This window comes from Streptomyces sp. UF-297 (assembly GCF_058245575.1).
Window position 1 is genome coordinate 1 of sequence record NZ_JBSIBZ010000095.1, and the last position, 24,479, is coordinate 24,479.

At 69.2% G+C, this 24,479-nt stretch carries 23 protein-coding genes; 12 read left to right on the forward strand and 11 right to left on the reverse strand.

Translation table 11 applies throughout. The features are described 5' to 3' along the window. Positions 1-45: 45 nt before the first annotated feature. The 4 genes from AC4IJH_RS36395 to AC4IJH_RS36410 all read right to left on the reverse strand — a co-directional run bounded on the left by AC4IJH_RS36395 (position 46) and on the right by AC4IJH_RS36410 (position 5,000). The gene (locus tag AC4IJH_RS36395; protein WP_490856256.1) at positions 46-1,506 is read right to left on the reverse strand and encodes a hypothetical protein; all 1,461 of its coding nucleotides are present in this window, start codon (positions 1,504-1,506) and stop codon (positions 46-48) included. Positions 1,507-2,013: 507 nt separating this feature from the next. Beyond that, a complete protein-coding gene (locus AC4IJH_RS36400; protein WP_490856257.1) occupies positions 2,014-2,829 on the reverse strand; it encodes a ParA family protein in 816 nt (271 codons plus the stop codon). A 654-nt stretch (positions 2,830-3,483) separates the two neighbouring features. After that, positions 3,484-4,533, reverse strand: coding sequence for a C40 family peptidase (locus AC4IJH_RS36405; protein ID WP_490856258.1), 1,050 nt, complete (start codon positions 4,531-4,533; stop codon positions 3,484-3,486). Next, positions 4,530-5,000 carry a helix-turn-helix domain-containing protein gene (locus tag AC4IJH_RS36410; RefSeq protein WP_490856259.1) on the reverse strand — a complete coding sequence of 157 codons (471 nt, stop codon included), beginning with the start codon at positions 4,998-5,000 and terminating at the stop codon, positions 4,530-4,532. The genes AC4IJH_RS36405 and AC4IJH_RS36410 overlap by 4 nt, the downstream gene beginning before the upstream one ends. Positions 5,001-5,166: 166 nt before the next feature. Here AC4IJH_RS36410 and AC4IJH_RS36415 point away from each other — a divergent pair, with 166 nt between their 5' ends. The 10 genes from AC4IJH_RS36415 to AC4IJH_RS36460 are packed head-to-tail and all read left to right on the forward strand — an operon-like array spanning position 5,167 to position 14,273. Beyond that, on the forward strand, positions 5,167-5,544 hold the full coding sequence (locus AC4IJH_RS36415) for a hypothetical protein (RefSeq protein WP_490856260.1): 378 nt from the start codon (positions 5,167-5,169) through the stop codon (positions 5,542-5,544). A 14-nt stretch (positions 5,545-5,558) separates the two neighbouring features. Next, entirely contained in the window at positions 5,559-5,873 is a 315-nt protein-coding gene (locus AC4IJH_RS36420) for a hypothetical protein (RefSeq protein ID WP_490856261.1), read from the forward strand. A 10-nt stretch (positions 5,874-5,883) separates the two neighbouring features. Beyond that, the gene (locus AC4IJH_RS36425) at positions 5,884-6,660 is read left to right on the forward strand and encodes a hypothetical protein (protein WP_490856262.1); all 777 of its coding nucleotides are present in this window, start codon (positions 5,884-5,886) and stop codon (positions 6,658-6,660) included. Continuing rightward, on the forward strand, positions 6,660-8,183 hold the full coding sequence (locus AC4IJH_RS36430; RefSeq protein WP_490856263.1) for a hypothetical protein: 1,524 nt from the start codon (positions 6,660-6,662) through the stop codon (positions 8,181-8,183). Before AC4IJH_RS36425 ends, AC4IJH_RS36430 begins: the two co-directional genes overlap by 1 nt. Continuing rightward, positions 8,183-9,628 carry an SCO6880 family protein gene (locus tag AC4IJH_RS36435; RefSeq protein ID WP_490856264.1) on the forward strand — a complete coding sequence of 482 codons (1,446 nt, stop codon included), beginning with the start codon at positions 8,183-8,185 and terminating at the stop codon, positions 9,626-9,628. The genes AC4IJH_RS36430 and AC4IJH_RS36435 overlap by 1 nt, the downstream gene beginning before the upstream one ends. 14 nt (positions 9,629-9,642) lie before the next feature. Next, positions 9,643-11,214, forward strand: a complete 1,572-nt coding sequence (locus tag AC4IJH_RS36440) for an ATP-binding protein (protein ID WP_490856265.1) — start codon at positions 9,643-9,645, stop codon at positions 11,212-11,214. Next, on the forward strand, positions 11,211-12,971 hold the full coding sequence (locus AC4IJH_RS36445; RefSeq protein ID WP_490856266.1) for a type IV secretory system conjugative DNA transfer family protein: 1,761 nt from the start codon (positions 11,211-11,213) through the stop codon (positions 12,969-12,971). Before AC4IJH_RS36440 ends, AC4IJH_RS36445 begins: the two co-directional genes overlap by 4 nt. Positions 12,972-13,025: 54 nt before the next feature. Next, on the forward strand, positions 13,026-13,628 hold the full coding sequence (locus AC4IJH_RS36450; protein WP_490856267.1) for a DUF4913 domain-containing protein: 603 nt from the start codon (positions 13,026-13,028) through the stop codon (positions 13,626-13,628). Positions 13,629-13,630: 2 nt separating this feature from the next. After that, positions 13,631-13,816, forward strand: coding sequence for a hypothetical protein (locus AC4IJH_RS36455; RefSeq protein WP_490856268.1), 186 nt, complete (start codon positions 13,631-13,633; stop codon positions 13,814-13,816). A 31-nt stretch (positions 13,817-13,847) separates the two neighbouring features. After that, a complete protein-coding gene (locus AC4IJH_RS36460) occupies positions 13,848-14,273 on the forward strand; it encodes a hypothetical protein (RefSeq protein WP_490856269.1) in 426 nt (141 codons plus the stop codon). 103 nt (positions 14,274-14,376) lie between these two features. Here the strand turns inward: AC4IJH_RS36460 and AC4IJH_RS36465 are convergent, their stop codons facing one another. The 5 genes from AC4IJH_RS36465 to mobC all read right to left on the reverse strand — a co-directional run bounded on the left by AC4IJH_RS36465 (position 14,377) and on the right by mobC (position 19,140). Beyond that, positions 14,377-14,847 carry a hypothetical protein gene (locus tag AC4IJH_RS36465; protein WP_490856270.1) on the reverse strand — a complete coding sequence of 157 codons (471 nt, stop codon included), beginning with the start codon at positions 14,845-14,847 and terminating at the stop codon, positions 14,377-14,379. A gap of 29 nt (positions 14,848-14,876) precedes the next feature. After that, the gene (locus tag AC4IJH_RS36470) at positions 14,877-15,278 is read right to left on the reverse strand and encodes a hypothetical protein (protein WP_490856271.1); all 402 of its coding nucleotides are present in this window, start codon (positions 15,276-15,278) and stop codon (positions 14,877-14,879) included. Between the two features lie 31 nt (positions 15,279-15,309). After that, positions 15,310-16,428, reverse strand: coding sequence for a hypothetical protein (locus AC4IJH_RS36475; RefSeq protein WP_490856272.1), 1,119 nt, complete (start codon positions 16,426-16,428; stop codon positions 15,310-15,312). 124 nt (positions 16,429-16,552) lie between these two features. After that, a complete protein-coding gene (locus AC4IJH_RS36480) occupies positions 16,553-18,730 on the reverse strand; it encodes a relaxase/mobilization nuclease domain-containing protein (RefSeq protein ID WP_490856273.1) in 2,178 nt (725 codons plus the stop codon). Continuing rightward, entirely contained in the window at positions 18,727-19,140 is a 414-nt protein-coding gene (mobC, locus tag AC4IJH_RS36485; protein ID WP_490856274.1) for a plasmid mobilization relaxosome protein MobC, read from the reverse strand. The genes AC4IJH_RS36480 and mobC overlap by 4 nt, the downstream gene beginning before the upstream one ends. A gap of 294 nt (positions 19,141-19,434) precedes the next feature. On the opposite strand from mobC, the gene AC4IJH_RS36490 reads away from it, so the two are divergent. Together AC4IJH_RS36490 and AC4IJH_RS36495 are read left to right on the forward strand one after the other, a co-directional pair. Continuing rightward, positions 19,435-19,812: a hypothetical protein gene (locus AC4IJH_RS36490; protein ID WP_490856275.1), complete on the forward strand. Its 378-nt coding sequence runs from the start codon at positions 19,435-19,437 to the stop codon at positions 19,810-19,812. A gap of 82 nt (positions 19,813-19,894) precedes the next feature. Next, positions 19,895-20,467 carry a hypothetical protein gene (locus AC4IJH_RS36495; protein WP_490856276.1) on the forward strand — a complete coding sequence of 191 codons (573 nt, stop codon included), beginning with the start codon at positions 19,895-19,897 and terminating at the stop codon, positions 20,465-20,467. 525 nt (positions 20,468-20,992) lie between these two features. Here AC4IJH_RS36495 and AC4IJH_RS36500 read toward each other — a convergent pair. Next, entirely contained in the window at positions 20,993-22,309 is a 1,317-nt protein-coding gene (locus tag AC4IJH_RS36500; protein ID WP_490856277.1) for a 3'-5' exonuclease, read from the reverse strand. A 113-nt stretch (positions 22,310-22,422) separates the two neighbouring features. Beyond that, positions 22,423-23,937, reverse strand: a complete 1,515-nt coding sequence (locus tag AC4IJH_RS36505; protein ID WP_490856278.1) for a hypothetical protein — start codon at positions 23,935-23,937, stop codon at positions 22,423-22,425. Positions 23,938-24,479: the final 542 nt, after the last annotated feature.

Sequence of the window (24,479 nt, forward strand, 5' to 3'; positions counted from 1 at the left end):
GGGGGGGGGGGGGGGCCCCCCCCCCCCCCCGGGAGTGCTGGCGTGTCACGCGTTGACCAGCTCGGCGGCCTTGGCACCCTCGTGTGCCGGGGTCTCGGTCCGGTGGCTGTCATGTGCCGTGGGCCGCAGGTCGCTTACGTACCGGTGGGCGGTGGGGCGGCTTAGCGTGATGCCGGCCTCGGCAAGATCAACCAGCAGGGCCTCTGTGATGGCGTTGGTGCTCCGCTGGTCGTCAGCAGTGATCCGAGCGGCGTAGAGCGCTTCAAGAGCGGCGCGCTTGGTGGGGTAGCTACGCAGGTGCCGAAGCGACTGCGGCTCCTCGTCCTGGGCATGCTCCTGGTCCTCGCCGTGCTGCTTCGGCACACGGGCCGTAACCGTGGATGTGCCGATCTGTGCCGCTGCCGCCGTCAAAGCCTCGGTGCAGTCGTCGGTGCTGGCGTGTGCCTCGATGGGTAGTGCGGGCGCTGGTGCGCCGGAGTGTGCCGGGGGCGGTGTGCCGATCTGTGCAGCCAGGGCGGCCTCGGCCTCGGCGGCCAGGGCCTCCATGTGTCGGGTGTGCTGCTCCAGCGTCTCCACGGCACGGGCGTGTTCCTCGGATGTGCCGCTGATGTGCCAGGGGGACTCAGCCGCGGTGATGTCGAGCTCAGTTGCATACCGGCGCTGTGCCACCCGGGCCCGGTAGAGCTGGCGCTGATCCTCGTTGGTGGCGATCTCGGCCCGGTCCTGTGTCGCCGCCAGCCGCTTGGCGATCTTGGCTCCCTTGGACTTCCCACGGTCCTCGTCGGACAGCCGGTAGTAACGATCGGCCAGGTCCACGGCCTTGTCCAGCGCGCGCCCCCGGGCAATGTCCTGGGCTGTGCGGGCGCGGTGGGCCAGGCCCAAGCGGGCCATTAGGCGCTCCCGCAGATCTCGCAGAACGAGGGCCGTGGGAGCTTGTGACTCATCGCCGCTGCGGTGCTTGAGTTCCAGGCCCAGCGCGGCGTGTGCCGAGAGGGCAGCGCCAAAGGATCCGACGATGACACGCACGATGGTGGCGGTGGTGAAGCCGCCGCCCTCGTGCCATGCGGGGACGGCAGAGAGGCCTGCGAAGGCCCAGACGGCACCGCCGTACCATCCCGGGCTCCTGTTGGGACCAGCCAGGCGCTCACGGGCACCCAGGACGCACATGGCCAGAAGTGATTCGAAAGCGGCACATGACAGGATCCGCTCCAGATCCCCGGTCATGCCCAGTCCATCCGCGGTAAATCGGTAGCTCGTATTGAGGCTGACGCTGGTGCAAACCACGAACGCGATGGCGGCCGCGACTGTGCCAGCGCTGAACTTCCGCCGCTGCGGTCCCTCTGTGCCGTCGGCCTGAGCGTCCTCAGGTGTCGTGCCAGTGTCTGGCTGCCTCAGTCTGCGGTACATCACCACGCATGTGCCGACCGCAAGCACCGTGGCCATCATGGTGGTGATGGCCAGTGTGATGGGGCTGTTCGTGAGTGCTGTGAGGTCCGGTGCGGTCACTGCCTCTCCCCCACCTGGCGCGCGGCACGGGTGTGCTGCGGGTTGTCGGGGGCCGTAATCTGGTCCATGGGGGAGTCTCCTCCTCTGTGTGGGGCCCCGGAGGCGCGCTTCTGTGGTGGTTGGGCGTCTCTGGGGTCTTTCCTTGCTGCTGATAGCTGCTAGCTCGCTTGCGAGCACGTAAGTGTGCTCGCTAGCGAGCTTGCTGGCTCTCTTGCAAGCGCTTTAGTTCGCTGGGGTAGGCACGCTTCAGTGCGTGCTCTACGGCCTGCCGCTGGCTCCATCCGCGCTCGTCGCAGATCTCCTGAACCAGTTCCGCTATCAGCGGTTCGACCCGGACATTGAGTTGGACAACAGGTGCAGGCCCTCGACGCACACGGCGCTTCGGGGCGGGAGGCGTCGCCTGGGCCACTGGCCTAGCTGGGTCTTGGCCCGCATTGGGGTCCGGACGCGGGCGAGGGTTGGGGCGGTCGTCTGCGCTCGTGTCGTCTGCGCTCGTGTCGTCTGCGCTCATGCGAGAACCCTTTGCAATGTCAGTTCGCGGTACGCCGCGAGGATTTTGCGCCCAGAGGCGTACTTGCCGTAGAACTCCCCGGCGGCCTTGCACTCCTGAACGATGACGCGCTCTTCGACATAGGGAGTCAGCAGCATGCCGGGCATGGTCCTCTGGAACTCGCCTACGGCGCGCAGGGCGTCACGCGTCCATACGGCTCCCTTGTATGCGGCCCCCAAGATGATGCCCACTTCTTGGGGCAGGTGGCTGGGGGCCCCGATTTCTGCTTTGTATTCCTTGAACTTCCGGACTGTGGTCTTTGCACCGTCCACCCCGTCCAGGCCGTCCTCGTTGGGCCTCGCCGCGTACACAATGCGGGTGCAGGCGTTGAGTCCGCCAAGAGTCAGAACGCCGCCTTGCCGGTTGGGGAAGTCGAACACCACCAGTCCTGCCCGTGTACCGATCAGGCTGCGCCGGAGCCGTAGCTCCGCGTGGTCATCAGGGCTCTTCTCATGGTTGGACAACGACCGCTCGGCGGGGATGACTCGAAGATTCCGCGGCCACCCCTTCTCAGGGTCGAGCGGTACGGCAAGCGCATCGGCCCATCCCTCTACGTCGTTGGAGGCAAAGATGGCGCCCATTGACATGCCGGGCTCGCTCGGCGTCGCTCCGGTCAGCTTGGTTGTGGCCGCTCGCGGGTCCAGGTCACCCAACACCACTTCTTCGTCTGGGTACTCCAGTGCGTGGGCCACGGCCATGGACACGGCGGTCATGGTCTTGGTGACGCCGCCAGCTTCGGAGTAGGAGCCGACGACCTCGGGCTCTTCTGTCATAGCGCACATGCTAGCTGGCTCGCTGGCTCACTGGCTCGCTTATACGCACACTTGCTAGCAAGCACGCTAGGAAGCGAGTAGGTTCAATCGTGGAAAGAGGGGCCGGGCTGGCACCCGGCCCCTCGTAGGCGGGCCCGTAGCCGTTTGCGTCTCGTCGGCGGGCCCTGGTGATCCCTGCTGGAGGAATCATGCTCAGGGTAGTGGTGGAGGAGCGTCTGCCGGACGGCCGGACGCGTGTTCTGGATGCGCGCCCGGTCGCTGCGGACGCAAGGCCTGAGTGCGCCGCGGACCGGACGGCGGGGCGCCCGGCAGCGTCTCGGCGTCTGTACGACGATGATCTGTGCGTGGTGGCCGTTGCTGTAGGGGTGATGCGCTGATGTCGGAGTATGGGCAGCGCGCTGACGGTCCGTTCACCGTCTCGGTGATGCGGGCAGATGCCGGGTGGGCTCTGGTGCCTCCAGGGCCGGCGGTGACGGATGACCTGGTGGCACTCGCCGCGTCACTGAATCGTGCGGGGGAATCGTCGGTGTCGGGGCTGCTGCCGTACGTCGACCGGCGCAACGAATTCGGCCGATCACACTCCTAGGTTCTTGCAGCAAGGGGCCCCGCAGCCAAGAATGGTGCGGGGCCCGTTGCCTTTTCCCGTAGAGCGTTTTACGGGCGGGTGGCGCCGAAATAGTCGGCGCTCGGCATGGCCCGGTCCAGGGGGACGACCTCGACATTTTTACCTGTCCGCGGCGCCTGCACAATCTGACCATTGCCGTAATAGATGGCAACGTGGTAAATGCCGCTGGCTCCGCTCTTGGACCAAAAAATCAGGTCCCCAACCTGGAGTTGATTGCGGTCTATGGGGCGGCTGGCGGTGGCCTGGTACTGGTCGGCGGCGACGCGGGGGAGCTTGACGGTGTGCCAGTAGGCGAGCTGCACCAGCGAGCTGCAATCGAATCCCTGGTGGGTGCTGGCGAAGCACGCACCATGCAGGTACCCATTGCGGCCGTCACAGAATCCCGTGGAGGGGCCGTCGGGGGTCCCTCCTCCCCAGACGTAGGGGGTACCGAGGTACTGGGCGGCCCGCCGCGCGGCGTCGGGGCCGGCGCCGCTGCCGGATACAGCGGAGATCGTTTTGACCCACTTTTTCGCGTTGATCACGATTGTTGATATGTAGCCAGTGGTTTCCTTGTACGGGGGAACACCGCCGTATTTCTCCACTGCCCCCCATCCCGCGTTGTACCCAGCCAGAGTGAGGGCAACGGGGTCACCGGAAAACCCTGAATCCTTGGCCCGTTTGTAGAGGGAGCACATGAATTTTCCCTGAGCCATGATGGCGTCCGGAGGATCCGTCGGGCTGTTGATCCCGTTGCCGTCGGCGTCCTGACCGTAGCTGTTGTACGTCGACGGAAGGAACTGGGCTATGCCGACGGCTCCGGCGCTGCTGGATATGGTGGGGTTGAAATTGGATTCGGCCTGCCCCTGGGCAACCAGCAGGGCGGGCGTGATGCCCTCGCACAGGGCGCCGGCCTTCAAGTACCACTGCACGTACGGGCGGGCGCCTGCGGGCACGGCCGCCACGTTGAGTCCGGCGGTCGCCATTCCACCGAAACTCGGCACGGCGCCGGCCACGGCCAGCACGCCGCAGCCGATCGCCAGGACAGGCAGTGCCACGGCGGCGGCCGCGGCGGCAACGGCCGCGTTCTTGCTGCTCATTCGATCCCCCCTCTGCCGCTCTGGCGGTCACGGATGCGGCGGCGGCGGTCCTCGCGCCCGGCCTCCCATGCGGCCTGCCACCGTTTCGGGCTCACGCGGTAGGCGGCCGCCCATACTGCTGGCTGGCGCACGGAATAGACACCGTTTTCCACCCGGCTGACCATTTGGACACTCACGCCGATTGATTCGGCCACGTCCCGCTGCGTCTGCCCGTGCGCCTGTCTGAGGGCCTTGAGGGTCTCGGGGCCAGCAAGGGGCGCCAGCTCATCCGTAGTGGTGCCGAGGGCCTGGGCGAGCGCGGTCACCACGCGGGCGCCTGGCCGCCGGGCGCCGCTTTCGGCTGCGCGTACGGTTTTCGGATTCACTCCCGCCAAAACGGCCAATTCATCACAACTCAACCCCGCCTCATTTCTCAGCTCACGCATGCGATTTGGCTGAAAACCATCCATGCCCGGAGAGCGATTCATCGGACCCAACTTATATAAGTAACCATTGACAGCAACTCATGCTAGCGTCAGAGTTGGAGCATCAAAAGTACCGGGGGGTTCAACGATGAGTCACACCACCAGAGTTGGAGACGCGATCGCCCGCTTCGCGGTTCTCGGTGCACACGGGGGAGCGGGCACTACGACCGTGACGCGATTCCTCGACCCGGATGGGCGGGCTGGCTCGTTGGAGTTGGCACGCGGGATACCGCTGCCGACGGGATACACGCCGGTTGTGGTTTCCCGCTCCACGGCCTCCGGAATGAAAGATGCGGCCCGCCTGATGGGCGCTTGGCATCCTCAACTCCCGCCGCCGTGGCTGGTGATCGTCCAGGATGCGCCGCTGCCTCTGCCGAAACCAGTGGTTTTTCGTCGGCGCACGTTGGAGCATCGTCTGGCCGGTGTCGCCGAGGTCCCCTATCTCGTCCAGCTCCGCAGTGTGGATGAGCCTCGGGACGCCCTGACCCACCGTGCCGTACAGCGGGCCGCGCATCAGCTGCGGCTCCGTCTCGGCCTTCCTGAATAGAAAGGAGCACGACCGTGTCTCACTGGCTGCACGCCACCTATGACATTCTCGCGGCACCGGCCGACACCGGGGGAACGAGCTGGGATTCCGGCCCCAAGGCCCCGCCGGGGATGGAAAAGGTCTTTCCCGAGTGGATCGGCTGGGGAAAATGGATTGCGATCGGGCTGGGCATTCTCGGCCTGACCGCCTGCGGAATCATGATGATGATCGGCCGCCGCAACCGCTCGCACCTGTCGGCCGAGGGCGCCAACGGCCTTCTGTGGGTGATGGGCGGCCTGTCCGTGGTGAGCCTGGCCGCTGGCGTCGTCCCCAACGTCATCAGCGGATAGGGGCGGGACGATGACGCTCAACCTCCAGCAGCAGGCGGCCCGCCGGATGCGGCGCCTGGTCGTCGGCCTCGTCGTGGCCGTCGTTGTCCTCGCGGCCGTCATCGTCGGGCTGGTCGCCACGGGCAGCAGCTCGGGCAACACCGCCCCGCAGGGCGGCGGCCCGCAGTCGCCCGGGCCCTCGCAGACCCCGTCATCGGCCCCGACGCTGGACGATGACGGGGCCGGCTACGTGGCGCCGGAGAACTGGGTAAAGCTGCCGGACGGCACCGAGAAGGCGAACGGTCTGCCGGTGAAGTTCCCGCACACCGAACAGGGCGCGGTGTCCATGATGGTCGCCTCCTCGCGCAACTCCTTCTCGTGGGACGCGAAGCAGGTGGAAACCGGGATCCGCACGTACGTGGTCAAGGAGTACCGGGACAAGATGGCCTCCGCGGCCCCGCAGGGGGCCCAGGGAGTCCGCGACCACATCGGCCTGCCCTCCGGCGGGAAGATCCCCGAGGGTGCGACGCTGAACGCCTGGCCGGTCGGCGTGCAGTGGAAGGCAGACAGCGCGGACAGCGTCCAGGGCTTCGTCCTGGTCCGCCTCACCTCCACCACGGCCGCCGGGCAGAAGCCCAAGACGGAATTCGTGTCCCTGCCCAGCAAGGCCGTGTGGGAGGAGGGGGACTGGAGGATCACCCCCACGCCCCCGGGCGACACGCCGCAGGCGCCGCAGCCGGCCGACTTCGGCACGGCCGCCTTCAACTCCCGCGGCTGGACGGCCATTCAGGAGGGGGACCGGCGCTGATGAAAACGGTATGGGCACGTCTGGGGGCCGCGCTGGCGGCGCTGCTGATGCTGGCGGGGCTGTGTGCTCCCGCGGCCACGGCGGCGCCGTCCGGTCCCGTGCAGGCTGCGGCCGTCCAACCGGCCATGTCCAAGAAGGGGTGGGATCCCTGGTCGATAGCGTGCGCCAGTTCAGTTCTGCCGTTCCCGCCCGCGCAGATCGCCGGACTGGCCGCCTGCGGTAAGAAGGTCGCCGACAAGGCCGCTCCCGAGGTCGGGAAAAAGGTCAAAGACACCGTGGTGGAGGGCCTGAACGCCACGATCAAGCCGTTCGCGGACGGGGTCGCGAAGTTCACCGCCGACATGATCAAAACGGGGGTGTCGTGGTGGCTGCTGACGGACAGTGTGCAGATCAAGGACACGGGCGTCATCGAGGACAAGAAGGACCCGTCCTCGTCCATTTCCCTGCACGCGATCATGCTGGGAATCGGAACCATGATCGCAATCCTGATGGCGATCTTCCAGGGCATGCGCACCATCATCCAGCGCAAGGGCCAGCCACTGGTACAGGCCATGCAAGGACTGATCCTGAACGTCCTGGTGATCACCGTGGGAGTCGGCGTCATCGATTCGCTGCTGGTCGCCTCGGACGAACTCACCAAGGCAATCCTGAAAGCGGGATTCGGTGAGAACGACGCACCGGAGCGAATGGCCGCGATGCTGCTGCCGCAGATCGGCAATCCCGCCGGGATTCTGCTGATGGCACTCGTCGTCTTCCTCGTCGGCGGGATTCAGGTCGTGCTGCTGTTTCTGCGTCAGGCGGCAATTCCCATTCAGGCGATGTTGCTGCCCGTGGCCGGTGCCGGGCAGATGGGCGCGGACACCGCCCGCCAATGGCTGCCGCGTCTCATCACCGCAATCCTGACGATCATCTGCTACAAGCCGATGGCAGCGTTGATCATCACTATCGGGTTCATCGAGATCGACAACGGGTCGGGCATCGTGGACTGGCTGCGCGGCGTCGTGACGCTGGTCCTGTCGGTCCTCGCGATGAAGGCCCTTATGACGCTCTTCGCTCCCATCGGCATGGCGGTGGGCAGTGCCTCGGCCAGTGGCGGCATCGCGGGGGGCCTCATGGGCATGGTCTCGGCCGGCGGCGGCGCCATGGGCGGGGCGGGCGGCTCCGGCGGCTCCGGTGATTCGGGCGGCACTTCGGCCGCTGACCACGCCAGCTACATGGACCGTTCCGGCCCGGCCGGCGGTGGACGCGGCGGCAGCGCGGGCGCGCCGGCTGAGGGCGACACCGCCGTTCAGCACGCGTCCAGCAACGCGCCGAACCAGGCGGCCCCAGCCGCGCAGGGCGCCGAGGCGGGGGCTGCGGCCTCCTCGTCGGGCGGCGCGGCGGCGGGCGCGGGCGCGTCCTCCTCGTCGGCTGCGGCCGGTGCGGGAACCGCGGCCGGTCCGGTGTCCATCGCGGTCGTGGCCGCCGAGGCAGGCAACAAGGCGAAGAACACCAGCGCGAACACGATGGGAGGCACGGAGTAATGGCAGCAAACGGCAACGAGCCGACCCTGTACGGCGGTTGGCGCCGCTCGTACTCGATCGGCGTCGGCCACCTCAATACCGGCCAGACGCTGATCCTGGTCGCCTCCGTGGTAACCGTGCTGCTGGGCGTGGTGATCGGCGGCCTGCCCACGCTGCCCGTCACCCTGCCTATCGCGCTGACCGTCGTGGTGCTGGCCGTCTGGCAGCGGCACGGTATGCCGCTGCTGTCCTACGTGGCCAACATGGCCCGCTGGCGCCTGGCGTCCGTGCGCTCGGAGACCTCCTACCGGGGCCAATTCCTGCCCTCGCCCGAGGCCCTGGACCTGCCGGGGATGGCGGCGCCCACCAAGCTGGTGCGGGCCGAGGCGGCGGGCGCGGGGCACCCGGTGGGCCTGGTGTGGAACCAGCGCACCGGCAGGATGACGGCCACGCTGCTGTTGCAGCCGGCCGGGTCCCTGCTGGCGTCCGGGTCGACGGTGGACGCGGCGGTGGGGGCCTGGGGGCAGGCGCTCTCCAACCTGGCTGATGAGGAGCCGGTACTGGCCGCCTCGGTGACCCTTCAGATCACCCCGTCCTCCGGCACGGCGCTGACCGAGCATGTCAACCAGCGCCGTGATCCGGGCGCCCCGCAGGCGGCTAAGGATGCCGTGCGCGAGCTGGTGGCCCGCGCGCCGCGGGCCTCCGCCCAACTGGCGGCGTGGTTCTCGCTGGTGATCGACCCGGCCCGGGCCGCAGAACGGCCCGACAACCCCGCCGAGGCGGCGGCCGTCGCACTCGGCGTCCTCGACGGCGTCGACCTGGCCGGGGCCGGGGCGGACGTGCTGCGGCCCGCCACGGACAACGACATCAAACGGCTGGTGCGCGGGGGGTTCGTGCCTTCCGACATGGACGCCCCGGAAAGCGAGATCGCCGACCTGATGTGGCATGAGGTGGGCCCGGTCTGGGCCGAGGATGCCAAAGAGGTCTATGAGCACGACAAATGGCTGTCGGCCTCGTACGTGCTGCGGGCCGCGCCGCGCAAGGACGTGCCCTATGACGTGCTTCTCAAGTTGCTGGCGCCCGGTCAGTTCGCGCGGCGCGTGACGCTGGCCTACCGGGTGCTGCCCACCGATGAGGGGGCGGCCCTGGTCGAGCGCGAGATCAACGCGGTGGATGCGCGGGCGGAGTACCGCCAGCGCACCAAGCGTTCCACCACGCACCGCGAGCGCGTAGACGCACAGCGGGCCAGCCGTACCGCCACCGAAGAGGCGACGGGCTCGGCGATGACGCAGTGGTCCGTGTATGTGACGACCACCGTGGGCGACCCCGCGCACCTGGCGGCCGCCCGGCGGGAGGTCGAAAAGGCGGCCAAGGCGGCGGGCGGGATGCGCATGCGGCCGGCCTACGGCGCTCAGGCGGCCGCGCACGCGCTGGGGCTGCCGCTCGGTATCAATCCGCTGGTGTGAACAGGGAGCAGACGATGAAACGACGCGGCGGCAAGAACACCGCAGCAGCCGCCCGTACGGACGCCACGGCGTCCCGGCTCGTGAAGGGAGCCGGGACGCCTGAGGGCGACCCTAGCGGTACCTGGCGGCTGAACCCCAAAGTGATCGCGGGCCGGTACGGGTGGCCGGGCGCCGGGCGGGGCCGGGCCGCGAACCTGGACAAAGGCTCGGTCTACATCTCCAGCACCGCGCAGGCGGCGGGCCTGTACCCGTTCGTGCTGGGTGCGGGCCTGCCCGCTCAAGGGGTGCCGATCGGCCCTGACATCCTCACCCATGAGCTGGTGTGTTTCGATCCGGCCGGGTGGGTCGGCTCGCTGGTGAACAATCCGGGCGTGTGGATCCAGGCACAGCCGGGCGTCGGCAAGTCGGCCATTGCCAAGCGGATTTCAATGGTCTACAGCGCCTACGGCTTCAAGGTCGTGGTGCCCGGTGATGTGAAGGGGGAGTACAGCGAGCTGGTCAGGGAGCTGGACGGGCAGGTGGTCCGCATCGGCCGGGGCTTGGACCGGCTCAACCCCCTGGACAGCGGGCCGCTGCGGCGCCTCCTGCCGACCCTGGCCGCCTCGCGCCAAGAGGCGCTGCTGGCCGAGATAAACGGTCGGCGGCAGGAATTGCTGCATGCCCTGCTGGCGACCGAGGTAGGGCTGGGACGGCGGCCGACGGCTACTGAGGCCAATGTGGTCGGGCACGCGATCAAGCTGGTGTCCGCCGGACTGCTCGGCGTCGATCCGGTCATCCCCGATGTGGTCAAGGTGCTGCGGGACGGCCCGCAAGAGCTGTGGCAGCGGCTGATGGTCGACACCGAGGACGACTACCGGCGCCAGGTACGGGAGGTGACCCTGGCCCTGGAAAACCTCTGTGACGGCCCGCTGGCCGGGCTGTTCGATGGGCAGACCTCGCAGCCGCTCGATCTGGACGCCCCGGCCCTGTCGGTGGATCTGTCCGCACTGCTGACCGCCGGGGACACGGTGGTTTCCGCCGGCCTGCTGGCCACCTGGGCGTACGCCTACAGCTCGATCGACTCGGCGCGGGCGGTGGGGCTGATGGATTCCCCCCTGGTGATCCCCCTGGACGAGATGTGGCGGGCTCTGCGGGCGGGGCCGGGCATGGTCGCGGCGTTCGACGCCATGACGCGTCTGAACCGGCAGAAAGCCGAGGTGACCATGTTCATCACGCACTCCCTGCGTGACCCGGAATCGCTGCCGACCGCGGAGGACCGGGCCAAGGCACTGGGCATGATCGACCGGTGCGACTCTGTCGTCCTGGGCGCGTTGTCCGTCGGCGAGCTGGAGCGGCTGAGCGAACAGCGGCCGCTCACCGATGCGGAGATCAAGCTGATCTCGTCGTGGTCGGACGGCGGCAACACCAGCCACCTGGACGGCACCAACTCAAAGAAGGTCCATCCCGGCCGCGGCAAATACATGATCAGGCTCGGCACCCGCCCGGGCACTCCGGTACGGCTCGATCTCACACCGGGTGAAGAGGATCTGTACGACACCGACAGGGCGATGAAGAAGAGCCAGCAACGCAAGGGGGCGGCGGCATGACGAACGATCAGAGCAGGGGGCCGGTGGCCGGGGGCGGCATCGCCGCCCCGGTGATCGTGCTCACCGTGGTGTTCGGCGGCGGGGCGCTGTTCACCGCCGCGTGGCTGGGCGGCACCATCGGGGCCGCACTCGGCGGCGGGGGCTGGGCGCCCCCGTCCTACTCGATCTCCAGCCTCTTTCACTTCGTCAAGGGCGGCCCGTCCGCGCTGTGGCCAGCTGCCCCGACCGGCGGCCTGGTGGGTGTCCTGGCCACGGTCGCCCTGCTCCTGGCCGTGCTCGTGGTCGGCGCGGTGTGGGCATGGCGCCGCTTCTCCCGCCCGTCCGGGCTGGCCGGACCGCGGGAGATGGCGGCGCTGGCGCCCAAGGCGGCCGCCGAGCGCGCCCGGCAACTGCGGCCCTCCCTCTCGGACGTGAAGGAACTCGCGCCGGCCGACCACGGCGTGCCGCTGGGCGTGCTGGAACCGAGCGGGCCCGCTCTGTACGGCTCCGATGAGGACACCTACACCGCCGTCATGGGCCCCCGGGCCGGCAAGACCACAGGACTTGCCGTGCCGGTCCTGCTGGACGCGCCCGGCCCCGGGATGCTGACCAGCAACCGCAACGACGCTTACGCGATCACCTACCGCGAGCGCGGTCGCTACGGCCGCAACACCTGGCTGTTCGACCTTCAGCAGATCACCTACTCCCCCCGGGAGGTGTGGGTGGATCTGCTGTCCTCGGCCCGCAGCATCGAGGGCGCCCGGCGCCTGGCCATGCACTTCATCAACACCGACGCCGACACCCGGGCGAAGGATGATTTCTGGTCCAAGGCGGGCACGAACACCTTGATGGGGCTTTTCCACGCGGCGGGGGTCTCCGGCGCCACCATGGCAGATGTGCTGCGGTGGTTGGACACTCCGGCCGACCGCGCCCCCATCAACGCGCTGAAGAGCACCAATCCGGTGCTGGCGTCCCGGCTGAGCGCAACGGTCAGCGGGGCAGTCGAGACCCGTGACGGCATCTATGAGACGGCCCGTCAGGCCACCTCGTGCCTGCTGGACCCCGAGATCATGGCATGGGTGCTGCCCGACAAGCATCGGCCGCAATTCAAGGCGTACGACTTCGTCACCAGCAAAGACACCGTGTATCTGCTGTCCAAGGACGGCGGCGGCTCCGCGGCCGCCATCACGGCCGCCATCGCTGACCTGGTGTTCCGCGGGGCCACCATGTCCGCCGAACGCAACGGCACCGGCCGCCTGCTCACGCCGCTGAGGGCGGTCCTGGATGAGGCGGCGAACGTGTGCCGCATCGCCGATCTGCCGTTGCTGTACTCCCACCTCGGCGGGCGAGGCGTCAATCCCCTGACCGTCCTCCAGAGCTACAAGCAGGGCTCGTTGGTGTGGGGGGACGGCGGCATGGATGCCCTGTGGCTGGCCTCCACCGTCAAGCTGCTGGGGGCCGGCCAGGATGACGCCGAGTTCGCCGAGAACGTCTCCAAGCTGATCGGCAAGCACAAGATCCGTGAGCAGTCGACCAGCCACGGGGCGTCCGGCCACTCGGTCTCGTGGAGCCCCCGCGAGGAAGACATCATGCAGATCTCGCAGATCCGCCAGCTGGAGCGCGGGCACGGCCTGGTGTGGGCCTCCGGCACCCCCATGGCCCGGGTCCGGCTGCGGCCCTGGTTCGAGTCCGACCGCGCCGACCTGCTCGCGGCCGACAAGAAGGCAGAAGAGAAGGCGATCACGGGACGTGCGCTCGACGCGGAGGTGATCCTGTGACGGGCCGCCATGCCGTGTCCAGCGAGCGGCGCACCACGCGAGAGGGGGCACGGGATGAGTGAGGACACCCCGACGCTCGGCAACCTCTTCGAGGATGTAGAGGACCTGCGGGCCATCGTCAACGGCTTCGCCTCGCAGCTGGAACACAACACCAACGTGGTCAACCAGCTCGCCGCGAAGCCCCCGAGCGACGGTCCGGCGGAAGGCGACGGCCAGAAAAAGAAGGAGAAGGAAGAGAAGCCCAAGGCGCCTCCGTTCATCCTGAGGTTGAGCAACCCGCAGTTCGCGTGCGAGCTGGCAGCCCTGGACACCTGGGTACGCTCGGTGCTGGTGCCGACCTACGTCAGCGAAGTGAAAGCCACACACCCGTGGTGTGCGCAGTGGTGGCAGCACGATGAGGCATACGCCCGGCTCCACGCCTGTTGGCTGGCCTGGCAGTCGCTGACCGACCCGGAGAGCGGCGGCTACGCCGGGCCAAGTGTGTGGCATCGCGATCATCTTGACCCGATGCTCGATCGGCTGCGGTCTCCTGACGGACCGTTCGCAGCCTGTATGACCACCGAGCACCAGCAGCATTCGGTGCTGCCGGTGCCGCCTGCGGTGCCGGTGCCCTACGTGCCGCCGGCGCCCGCCGACGACGAACCGAAGGAGGGATAGCCATGCTTCCTCACGGGCCCGGTGACTACTCGGTCTATCTCCCCATCCTGTCGTTCATCGGCGGAGTGATCGGAATCATTGGCGCGGGCGTCACACTGCTCCGCCGCCAGCGTGCAGCCCAGCACGGCCAGGGCAACGAACCCCACCTGAGCGAGGGACACAATGCCAGCACCAGGCACGGTGAGTGAGGATGGTTTCGTGGTGACGCGGAGGGCGGGTATGGAATCGATCGACGACGTGGTCGTGGCGAAGGTGACAGCGGTGTTGGCGGAACACCATCCGGCAGCGGTGCTCACGGAAACCGGGGCTGTGTCCCGACCGGGTTTTCTGGTGGCTCCGGGCGCGCCGGGGCAAGGGCGAGCACGGGTCCAGCACCGGACGCTGTTCCCGAGCGCGCTCTCCGGAGTGTCCTTCTCCGATGCTGCGGCGGAGGAGTTTGTGGCCGTCGAGGCATACGCGGATCTTTTGCGCGCCTGTGGGTGCGAGGTTCGGTATCGGCCGACGACCCGACCGAACCTCCTGGTGTCCCTCCCTGCTGCACCTCGTGGTGACAGGGACCTCAATGGTTCCCTTTCGGGGAACAGTCACAGCGCCCGTTCCTCGAACGCTTTCACAGAGTTCCCATTTCCGTCCGACACCCTTTGACCTGCTGATACAGGGTTCAGAATCAGGCACTAAACGGAGCAGCCCGCAAAAACGGGGCCGGAAGGGGTTTCCCTTCCGGCCCGTTCGCGTGTGCACGCGGGTTTTACGGTATGCGCCGCGGCGGCCCGGGCGGCGGCTGGCTGGTACGGCCCTGGCCACCGGCTTTCTCTCCGCCGGTGCGGCCTCGGCCTCGTCCCTTCTGCGCGGGCGGGATGGTGGTCGACTTGGACACGGCGGCGGCGGCCCGGGCGTCGATGTCGGACACCGTGGCCTCGTGGGCGGCCAGTCCGTCCAGTCCGGCCGCATCGCTCCACTCGGCTCCGGCGGTGTCGGCCTCACCCCTTCCCTCGGCCTCGGCGGCGTTGCCGCGGGCGGCGTCGGCGTCGCCGAGCGCGGCATCCGCGCGCGAGCGGTGGTCGGCGCTGCTGCGGGCGAGCATGGCGGCGCGTCGGCTCCGGTCGCGGTCCTGCTGGCGCTGCTCTGTCGTCTCTGTCGTCCGGCCGTTGCCGCCTTCTTGGGCGGTGTCGCTCGTGTCGTGGGCGGTGTCACTGAGGGTGCGTTCGTGCTGGTTCATCAGGTGGTTTTCCCTTCCCGTGGCACGGGTCATTGCCCGTGTGCGCGCTTGGGTGCTGGGGCAGGGGACGGGGTGGTGCGTGCGGCGTCCGGGCCGGGGGCCGGTGCTGTTCCCGGCGCCACGGTGGTGGACCGGGCGGTGGCGGCCGCCGCACGGGCAGCGGGCGGCGGCGTGATCCGGCTCTCAGGCGGCATCTCGGCATTGATGCGTACCGCCGCCCGCATGACCTCGCGCACCTTGGCCATGTCATGCGGGTACTCCTCCGACGCCCGCATGAACGTCACGTACTGGGCGGGGCTGGCGTTCCGCATGATCTCGGCTGTGGCCCGTGCAAGGCCCCGTTCGTCGCCCTGCCGCTGGGCCTCGATTGCCTGGCCCAACAGGTCGGGGACACGGGACGGGTCGGGCGGTGGCATGGGTGCTTGTCGCATGCTGCGTTCCCTTCGGTGGTGGGGTGCTGGATCAGCGTCCGTGTCCGTGTGTGCGCCACTTGCGGGCGTCAGGGGCCTGGGTGGTGTGGGCGGCCCGCGTGTCCGGCTCTGCTGCCGCTGCGGGGGCGGCGGCCGCGGTGGTGGACTGGGAATTGGCGGCCGAGGCCCGGGCGGCGGGGTCCGGCACCGCAGGAGCGGGGGCCGAGGTGGTGTTCGCCACCGATGCGGTGGCGGCCGCTGCGGGTTGTGTGGCGCGGGCCGGCGGGGGAGTGGGTGTCGTGGCAGGGGCCGGGACCGGGGTTTTGGCCTGGTCGTTGAGCAGTCCGCGGGCGGCCTCGGCAGGGCTGAGGGTAATGCCTGCCTCCGCAGCCTGCCTGAGGCGGACCGGGATCCCGGCCAGGGCCTCGCGTGGGTTGTGCCCCCGCTCGTGGAGGTTGCCCATCTGGGCAGCGATGCTCGGCCATTCCCGGGAGGTGACCAGCCGTCCCAACAGGGCTTCGTCGGCGAGTGCTTCGCGGGCCGTGATGACATGGCGCGCGTTTTCCTGCGGGCTGATGCCGTGCTTCTCCAGCTCGCCGCTGCGGTCGCCGAGTGCAGACGGGTCCTTGCCTGTGATCTTCGCCCACAGGTTCTTGGCGGTCTTCCCGATCCACTCGGCGAACCGCGTGATGAGGCCCGGGCCCTTCAGCTCCGGGCGTTCACCGGGCGGCGCGGCGAACGGGTTGTGTGCGCTCGCAGCCCTCGCCTCGGTGGTGACACCCGGCGCCGGTGCCCCGGCCCGTAGGTCGGCGTCGATACGGGAGATGACGGGGGCAGCGTCCTTGAGGAACTGCGCGACGTTCACTCCCGATGCTTCGAGCTTTTTCAGCTCGCCTGCGACCTGGGTCCACTGGGGTGCGGTCACCATCGCCTCGGCGACGGCGGCCGGTTGCACGGTGGACCGCACCATCTGTGCGTACCGCTCGTGATCGGGGTTCGGCGGGCCGGTGGGCTGCGGTGCCGGCGCGGGGGCGGGCTGCGGGTTCCCGTTGGCCTGGCGCTGCTGGTGCTCGCGCAGGGCCTGGGCCGTCATCACCAGCACCTGCAAGGCGACGGCGGCTGTGTTCGTGGCCTGTCCAGCGGCATTCTCCACTGGGTTGATGTCACTCATAAGCTCACCCACATTCTTTTCGTCATGTGTCCTCGCTCCTCGGGTCTGTTCGTCCTTTCACGCTAGCCCTGCGGACGGTTTTCCGGGCGGGGTTTTCAGGGCTTTGGCTCTTTATGAAGGGGCGTCACCGGCGGGGCCCGCGCGGCTGATTACGGCGTGCGGCTTCCTGGGCTGCACGGTCGGCGGCGGAGCGCTCCCCGCGGGTCTGCTCCGGTGGGGTGCGGGGAGTGCTGCGCTGGCCGCTGGTACGGGGGAGTGAGGGCTGTTGGCCGTCGCGGCGGCGCCGTCCCTGAAGCCGCCAGGTGAGAACCTGGGCGACGCTGTCGGCGTCGGCCAGGTCGCGGACGGCAACGACTTCGGCGAGTAGTTCGGCCGGTGCCTGCCCCGCTGCGGTGAGTTGGTCGGCAAGCGCCTTGGCCGCCGGGTCGGCGAGCACCTGGGCCGCGTACTGGGGGACGGCGCTGCGGACCACTTCGCCGAGCGTCGGCGCGTCGGGTCCGTCGCCGATCGGTAGCGCGTCCATGGTCGCCGTGCGTGTGAGGACGGGCGGCGGTGTGGCCGGGGTCGTGGGTGTGTCCTCGCCCTCGTCGTCTGCGCTGATCCTGGCAGGGGTCGTGCCGCTGGTGGTCTCGGCAGACGTTCCGGCCGCGGTGTGGGTCTTCCGGGTGCCGGCGGTGCCGTGGCGGGCGTCGGTTTCCATCTGCCGTTGCAGCCTCCACACCAGCACTTCGGAAACGCTCTCGGCGTCACCGAATCCGCGCATCCGGGCCACCTCGGCGAGCACCTGTGCGGGGTCGTAACCGGCGTTCTCGGCCTGGCGCAGGGTCGCGGCGAGCGCGGGCCAGGCAGCTTCGGCAAGCGCGGTTTCCGCAACCTCGGGGATGGCCGTGCGCACGATAGGCGCGTATGTCTCGGTGAGGGCCTGGCGGTCGGTGGCAAGTGCGGTGTGCTGCCACGTCGCCCGGCTCCCTCGGCTCCGTCCTCCGGCGCCGTAGGCCACTTCGGTAGCGGCCCGCAGGTGGGCGCCGGCTGCTGCGGCCGCCTGTTCCTGCGCGCGGTGTGCGGCGGCCTGGTGGAAGCGCACGGCGGCGGTGATGGCCAGGGCGATGGCAACGAGCATCGCGAGCGCGGCTCCGGCCTCGCTGCCCCCGGCCGCCATAGCGGTGCTCATGGCGAGCAGCTGCGTGGCCGTCCGCAGGTGGCCGTATGCCTGGCTGTCCGTACGGCGGGAGGTGGGGGCGCGGCCGGCCCGCTCGAATTCCCGGGCGGCCTCGCGCAGTTCCGCCCTGACCTCCTGCGGTGCCTGGCTGGCGGCAACTGCGAGAAAGTCGGCAAGTGCCATCACTTCACCGGCTCCGGACTCGTTGCCGGAGCGTCCGAGAATCGCGGCGGCCTGGTGGACGTGCTCGGCCGCGAGCTGCCACGCGGTCGCCTTGTTCGGGGCCTGCGCCGCCTGGGCTCCGGCAGGTACCCCGGTCCAGCGTTCCCGAACTCGGGGAAGCGAGAGATCCGGGGCGAGTTTCGAGCCGGGAAACCAGATGGCGCGGCCGCCGCCGGTGCGGTCCCCAGGCAGTGCAACGGTGTAGCCGGTAACCCTTCCGTCCGGTGCCGTGCGCTTGTTCAGCCGGAGTCCGGCCCGCTCGATTCCAGTGAAGAACTCCTCATCGCTGTGGGCCACAGCGGCCACTTCCCGAACCTTGGATTGAAGGGTCAGCCGAGGTGACTCCTCGCGCCCCTTCCGCTTGGCCTTCTCCACCTCGGCCGTGGTCGGCCACTTCCGCGCGGTCTTGTCGCCGCTCGTCAACCGACGCAGCCCGTACCTCACCTCCAGTTCGCGGGCCCGGGCCTGCATCTTCTTCTTGTCCTGCGACAGATGGACTTTCAAGCCGTCCTGTCGGGCAAGCGTCGCCACGATGTGAATGTGGTCGTCGGCGTGCCGGATCGCTACCCATCGGGCACCCATGGCGTCGCCCTTCTCGGCGACTCCCACGGCGTCCATGATCTCGGCTGCCACCTCCGCCCACTCGGCGTCAGAAAGCTTCCGGTCTTTCGGGTCCAGCCGTACCGGAACGTGGTAGACGTGCTTGGCCATGGGCTCACTGGTCAGGGCGAAAACCGGTGCGTCTAGCAGAGCCGCGAGCTTCGGAATGCTCGTGCTGTCGCTCCGGCCCGGGTCCAGGACTCCGGCGTCCCACGCACCCACCATATGCGGGTCGATGTGCTCGTTCGCCCGGCCCGGTCCGTACAGGTAGTAGAGCAGTCCCGCGGTTCGGCCACCGTCCTTGGCACGCTTCGGGATCACTCCTCTCCCCCCATCGCCTGGACGACTGCCGCTGTTGCCTCGTCCAGCCGCAGGATCGCCGCCTCGGCCCGGGACAGCACAGCCTCCAGGCGCGCGGGGCTCTCCTCACCTTCGCTGTTCAACACCCTCGCGATCTGGTTGAGGTTGGTACCGATCCGGTTGACCGCGATGCGTGCCTGCATCAGCTCCCTGAGCTGGTCCTTGAGTTCCAGCGGTGCCGGGTGCATCTCCTCCTTGGCGACGGACAGCGCCATGCGTGCGGCGTACGCGGCAGGCTTCAAGCCGGCGGACGTGGCGGCCGTCTTGATGATCGCTAGCTCAAGGTCGTTGTACGCCAGGTTCACACGGAACGAGCGCGGGCGGTTCGTCTGGCGCTCGCGGCGGCGGATACGCGGTTCGTCGGTGCTCATAAACCCCTGTTCCTTCTGCGAAGGACAGCCCAACCATCGGTCCGTGCCCGGACCGAAAAGGCGGCCCCGATCCATCGAGCGTAGCGAGAAGGGGCCGCCGAGTCGCGTTATTGGAACAATAACGCCCAACTTGCTCCGACAACGGAGGCCGGGGCTGGGCCGGGCGCCGGTCGGGCGGCATCGCGGCGGAGCCGCGATACGGGGTCCGGGGGCTCGCCCCCGGTGGTCAACCCGCAGCCACGGGGCGGCGGTTATGTCCTGGCGCCGTGGGGGAGCGGCGCTACCATGGCGCACATGACGACACCTGCCGCTGCCGCGACCGGAACTGACACACAGTCGCCGGTCCTTACGACCGCTCAGAACCTGCTCGCCTCGCGTATGGAGGTGATCCAGCCACTGGCCGACGCCATCGCCGAGCGCAAGCGCCTTCAGGAGCTGATGGAGGCTGCCGAAAAGACCTACGGCGCGGCCTATGCCGCCGCGCAGGCGGCGGGCTGGACCCCGGGCGAGCTCCGGCAGATGGGAGCGGACGAGCCCACCCGCCGTCCGCAAGGTCGCCCCCGGGGATCCAGCCGCAGCAAGCCCAAGTCGGCCCCGGCCGCCTCCGCACCGAACCCGCGCACGCCCGACCCGGCCGAGAGCCGCGCTTCGGCCTCCCCCAACCCCGCCTGACCATCCGCGCAACCCCGGCCCCGGCCCCTCGCCATGGGGTGCCGGGGTCGCCCCTTCTCCTCGACCAAAAGGAAGATCGCCCATGGTGGCCGGCAAGCGCAATACCTTCGTGTGGCTGCACACCGAGCAGGCGGCCGCCCTGCGAGATCTCGCCACTGCGAACGCGGCCGCGGAAGCCGACTGGCTCACCACGCAGCGCGAGCGGCTGTGTCTCCACCCCACCGAACCGACCCCTGAGCCGATCCGTCGCCAGGCCCTCCGGCTCCGGCCCGAAAACTGGCCCCGGGAAAGCCAGTTGGTAGAAGCCGCGTTGCGTACCCGGCTCGCCGCGTCTGATCTTGCCGGGCCCTGGGACCCTTTCACTCCCGAAGAGAAGGAAGCCCAACGGCTCGCCGGACGCCGACCTGGCACACCCAATGAACGGTTCGGCGACAAACTCGCCTTCGACCTCGACCCCGGTCTGATCGACGCTGCACAGCTCGCAGCCTTCCGCGTGAGTGCGCCAATCGTCGCCACCCTCTACGCCGAAAACCTCATCGGCCCCGGCGCCTCCCGCTCCCGTGCCTCCCGCATCCGCCTCGAAGAACTCCAAGCCCAGATCTTCACCCTCGGCCGCATCCTCCGTGAGGCAATCACCCTGGTCACAGGCCCGTGAAAACCCGTCGAACGGCAGGTGCGCAATCTAACAAGGTAGTTACAACTCAACTCGGAAAGGTAGGCGCCCTAGCTCCGTAATCCTCCGTGGCCAGATGCGTTGGCGACTGCGGGGGTGATCGGCGCTGGGCAAAGCGTCCGGCTGCGGGGGAGGGGGTGCGGGCGGCGGCCCGGTTGCCGGGTGCTCGGGGGCGCGTGGGCCGGGCGCCGTTCCCCCGCCGTCGACCCGGACGGCGCGTAAGGCGACCTCCTGCCCGGCCGTGGCCGGCGGGGAGCTGGCTGCTGCCGCGCGGTGGCTGGGCCCGGTGGGGTCGCTCCGCGTCGGTGCACGTATCGCGGTGGCTGGTGAGCGTATCGTCCGGGAGTAGTGCCGGCCGTGGCACCCACCGCCCAAGGCATACGCACAGATCCCACTTCGCGTGCACACGCGAAGAGTTCGCGTGTGCACGCGAATGAAAAGGGAGGGGCGAGAAAGGGCAGCGGGCCCGCTCCGGTTCATGGGCGGGCCCGGTGTGCACGGTACGGCCTAAAAGGGGTCGGGAACCTCCGCCATTTCCCTGATGATCTCGGCGACCCGGCGGCAGTCACCAAGGGCTCGGTGGCCTCCGTTGAGCCGCTGCCAGCTCCACCCGTCCCAGTAGTCTGACCAGTCGCCGACGTGGACGGCGTACGCGAGCATCGCGCACCGGTCCCATTGCTGGCTGTTCATCCACGCGGCGGCGGCTGGGTGTCGGACGCGCTCCGGAAGGTCTGCCACAGGAGCGTGCTTGCGGTGGTGGCGGTCCAATTCATACGCCAGCACTTCCTCGTCATAGGCGCGGTTGTAGATGACCACACGGCGGCCTGATAGCGCCTCGGTAAGCGCGGGCAAGATCTCCTCGAACCGCGGTGCGCCGGCTACGTCCTCGTCATTGATCCCATGAATGGAAGTGGCCTCGTCGGGAATCGGGGCGCCCGGGTTCACGAGGGTATCCAGGAGTGGGTTTCCGGCCCCATCAGTGACGCTGATCTCGACCACCTTCGCGTTCCAGTCGAGTCCCGTTGTCTCGGTGTCCAGGATGGCGAACGCGTCCGGCTGGGCAACGACTTCGCGGGCCCACCGGCGTACGGGGCCCAACTGGTCCCACCGTCGCCGCTCGGCGGCCCGCTGACTCTCCGCGGCCTGGCGGTCGCGCTCGGCCTGGCAGGGCTCACAGATGCGGGGGAATCCGACCGCCTGAGCGCGCCCGGTGCTGGCGTCGGCCTCTTCGATCTCCTGCTGAGTCGCTGTCTGTGCGGTGCAGTCGGGGCAGTGTCGGCGAAGTAGCCGTACGGCGACCTCGTAACCGCGCTCGTGCTCGTCGTCGCACGCGTGGCACAGCCGCCGTTGGCACCTGGCCCACCAGACGCTGGAGCGCTCCTGGAACTCGGTGCCGCAGCGATCGCATGTCCGCTCGTGCCGCTCGCGGTGGCGACGGTTGCAGTCCCAACAGATCGGGCCCGACTGGGGAAGATGCGACCCGCTGCGGACGGCTAGCGGCTCCTCCTTCACGACGGCGCACAGGATGCACGTGCGACGGGCGAGCTTCTGCCGCTGCTGATGAGCGGACAGCGGCCGCATTTTCATGGCCTCGCCGGGGGAGTAGAGAGCAACCCGCATCCACCCGGTGCCGCGCCGGTACATGCGTAGATACGCATGCGGTTTCTGGTCCGGGCTGAGCTTCAGCCGCGCGCCTTTGAGCTGGGTCTCCGTCCGCAGTGCCTCGGGGGCCTCGCCGCTCCGGTAGACGGGGATACCGTCGTGATACTCGCACGGCTGCGACGGGGTACCGGTCTTCGCCTTCCTGGCCGTGCTGGTCGTCACCGACCGGCCTCCTCGCACTCGGTTGCCGTGACGGAATCGGCGTATCCGCCGTGCCGGTTCACGATCGCTGTCGTCATGTGCTGCCCAACCTCTCGACTCCGGGCAGGGGTTGTCTACTCCTGCGGGCTGTCCTTGGTGGGGTCCTCGACACCGGGAATGTCCATGACCTCCTGGCCCTCGATGGGCTCGGGTGCCACATCGTCCGTGGCGGCCTTCTTGCTGGCGCGGCGGGTCGGCTTCTTCTTTTCCTGCTCGGTGGCTGCCGCGTCGTGGAGCGCACGCAGTTCGTCGCGGAGTGCGCGCACCTCGCGGTCCTGATCGTCAATCACGCGGCCGGCCTTCCGCAGCTCCTCCGCGAGCTTGTTGATGCTCTCCTCTGCCCTCTCCGCACGCTCTCCGGCGTCGACCGCCTTCTGTTCTGCGGCACCAAGCGCGCGATCGGTCTTCCGGTGGGCTGTCTGCTCGGCGGCGAGCTGCGCGGACACCTCCTTGATGCGCTTCTCCGCGCGTTCCTCCGCGCGGTCGGCCCGCTCCTTTTCGTCCCCGGCGCGCTTGTCGGCCTTGTCCGCGCGCTTCTCCGCCTCCGTACGCTGGCGGGCGCTCTCGGTGGCCCGCTCGTTCGCCGTGGCGGCCGCGCGTTCGGCCTCGTTGGCCTTCTCCATGGCAGTGACGTATCCGGCCGTCACCTCGGCCAGTTCCTTCTCCGCCGTGGCCTGGGCGGCGGCGGCCTTCTGGGCTGCCTTGACGGCCTCGGCGGCCGTGCGCTTGGCGTCGTCCCGCTCGCGTTCGGCGATCCCACGGACGCGCTCGGCTTCGGTGGCGCGGTCCTCGGCGTGCCCGCGGGCGGCGTCGGCCACCTCGGCCTTGGCCTGGGCAGCGGCAGCGGCCTGGCGGGCCTCGTCGCGCTCAATGACGGCGGCATCCCGGCCGGCGGCGGCCTCGGCGGCAAGCCGGTCGGCGTTCTCGGCCTGGGCGACGGCGTCGGCCCGGGCCTGCTCGGCGTTCCTGGCCGCGTCCTGGGCATCCTTGAGCGCGTCCTCGGCGTTCCGCTGGGCACGTTCGGCCGCGCGCTGTTTCTGCTCGGCCGTCTCCCGGGCGTCGTCGGCCTGTTCGCGCGCGGTGCGGTCGCGTTCGGCGGCGGCCTCGGCGGCCTCGCGGTCGGCCCGGGCCTGGCTCGCCTCGGAGCGCGCGGCGGCCGCGTCGGCGGCGGCCTGTACGGCCTTCTGGTTCGCCTGCGCGACATCCTGTTGGTTGGCCGCGCGGGCAGCCGCCAGCCTCGCCTCGATGCCCTCAGGGGAGTTGATTTTCGCCAGCTCCAACCGCAGGTCGGCACCGACCTGTTCGAGCCTGGTCGTCATCTCCTCCGCGCGCAGAATCTGCCCGGGGAGCCCGGGGGCGTTCCGCTCGCGCGCCCGGGCGGCCTTCTTCTCGTTCTGGCAGTCCTTGTCGCAGTACTCGGGCGGCCGTCCGGCCCCGGACGGCTTGGCCTTCGGGATGAGCTTTCCGCAGTTCTGGCACGGCTCCGGCCAATAGCCGTACGGCGCTTCCTCCTCCTGGCCCTCGTCCCCAACGGGCGGGGCCGGGGGCTCCTCCGCCGTCTCCTCGGTGGGCAGGTGGTCGGTGTTCACATGCGCGCCTTTCTGGGGCGATGGTGCGGAAGGAAAGGGAGGGATCAGCGCTCGCGGCGTGGGACCGTCGCCCAGACAGCAACGACCGTGCCGATCGCGGCGAGAACGGCACCGTACGTACAGATCCAGGCCAACCAGTCCGGCGGTGGAGGGGCATTCACATCTCCTTCAGATGAAAGTGCCGGGCCGGTGGGTGTTGATGCTGCCGTACGAATGGCGGCGGGAGACAATCCGCGAACTCGTCCCCGCCGCCCTGGCCGTACTTGGTCAGATGGTGAGCGACGGGCTGAGCTGCGGTGCGGCCTCCTCGCGGTGAGCTCGGCGGCGCCGCCGTCGATGCCCATGCGGCCCGCGGTCTCGGCCAGGGGGCCGCGGTAGCGCGCGGCCCGTACCGGACCATCGACGGCGTACCGGTACGCGCACGGCTCCCGGCCAGCTGCAACACCCTCGGCGATCTCTGACATGCCCTCAGCCTAGCATTCCTGGATTACTGTTTCTAGTATTCCAGAAATTATCTGTTAGCTGTCGGCCGCTAATTCGTC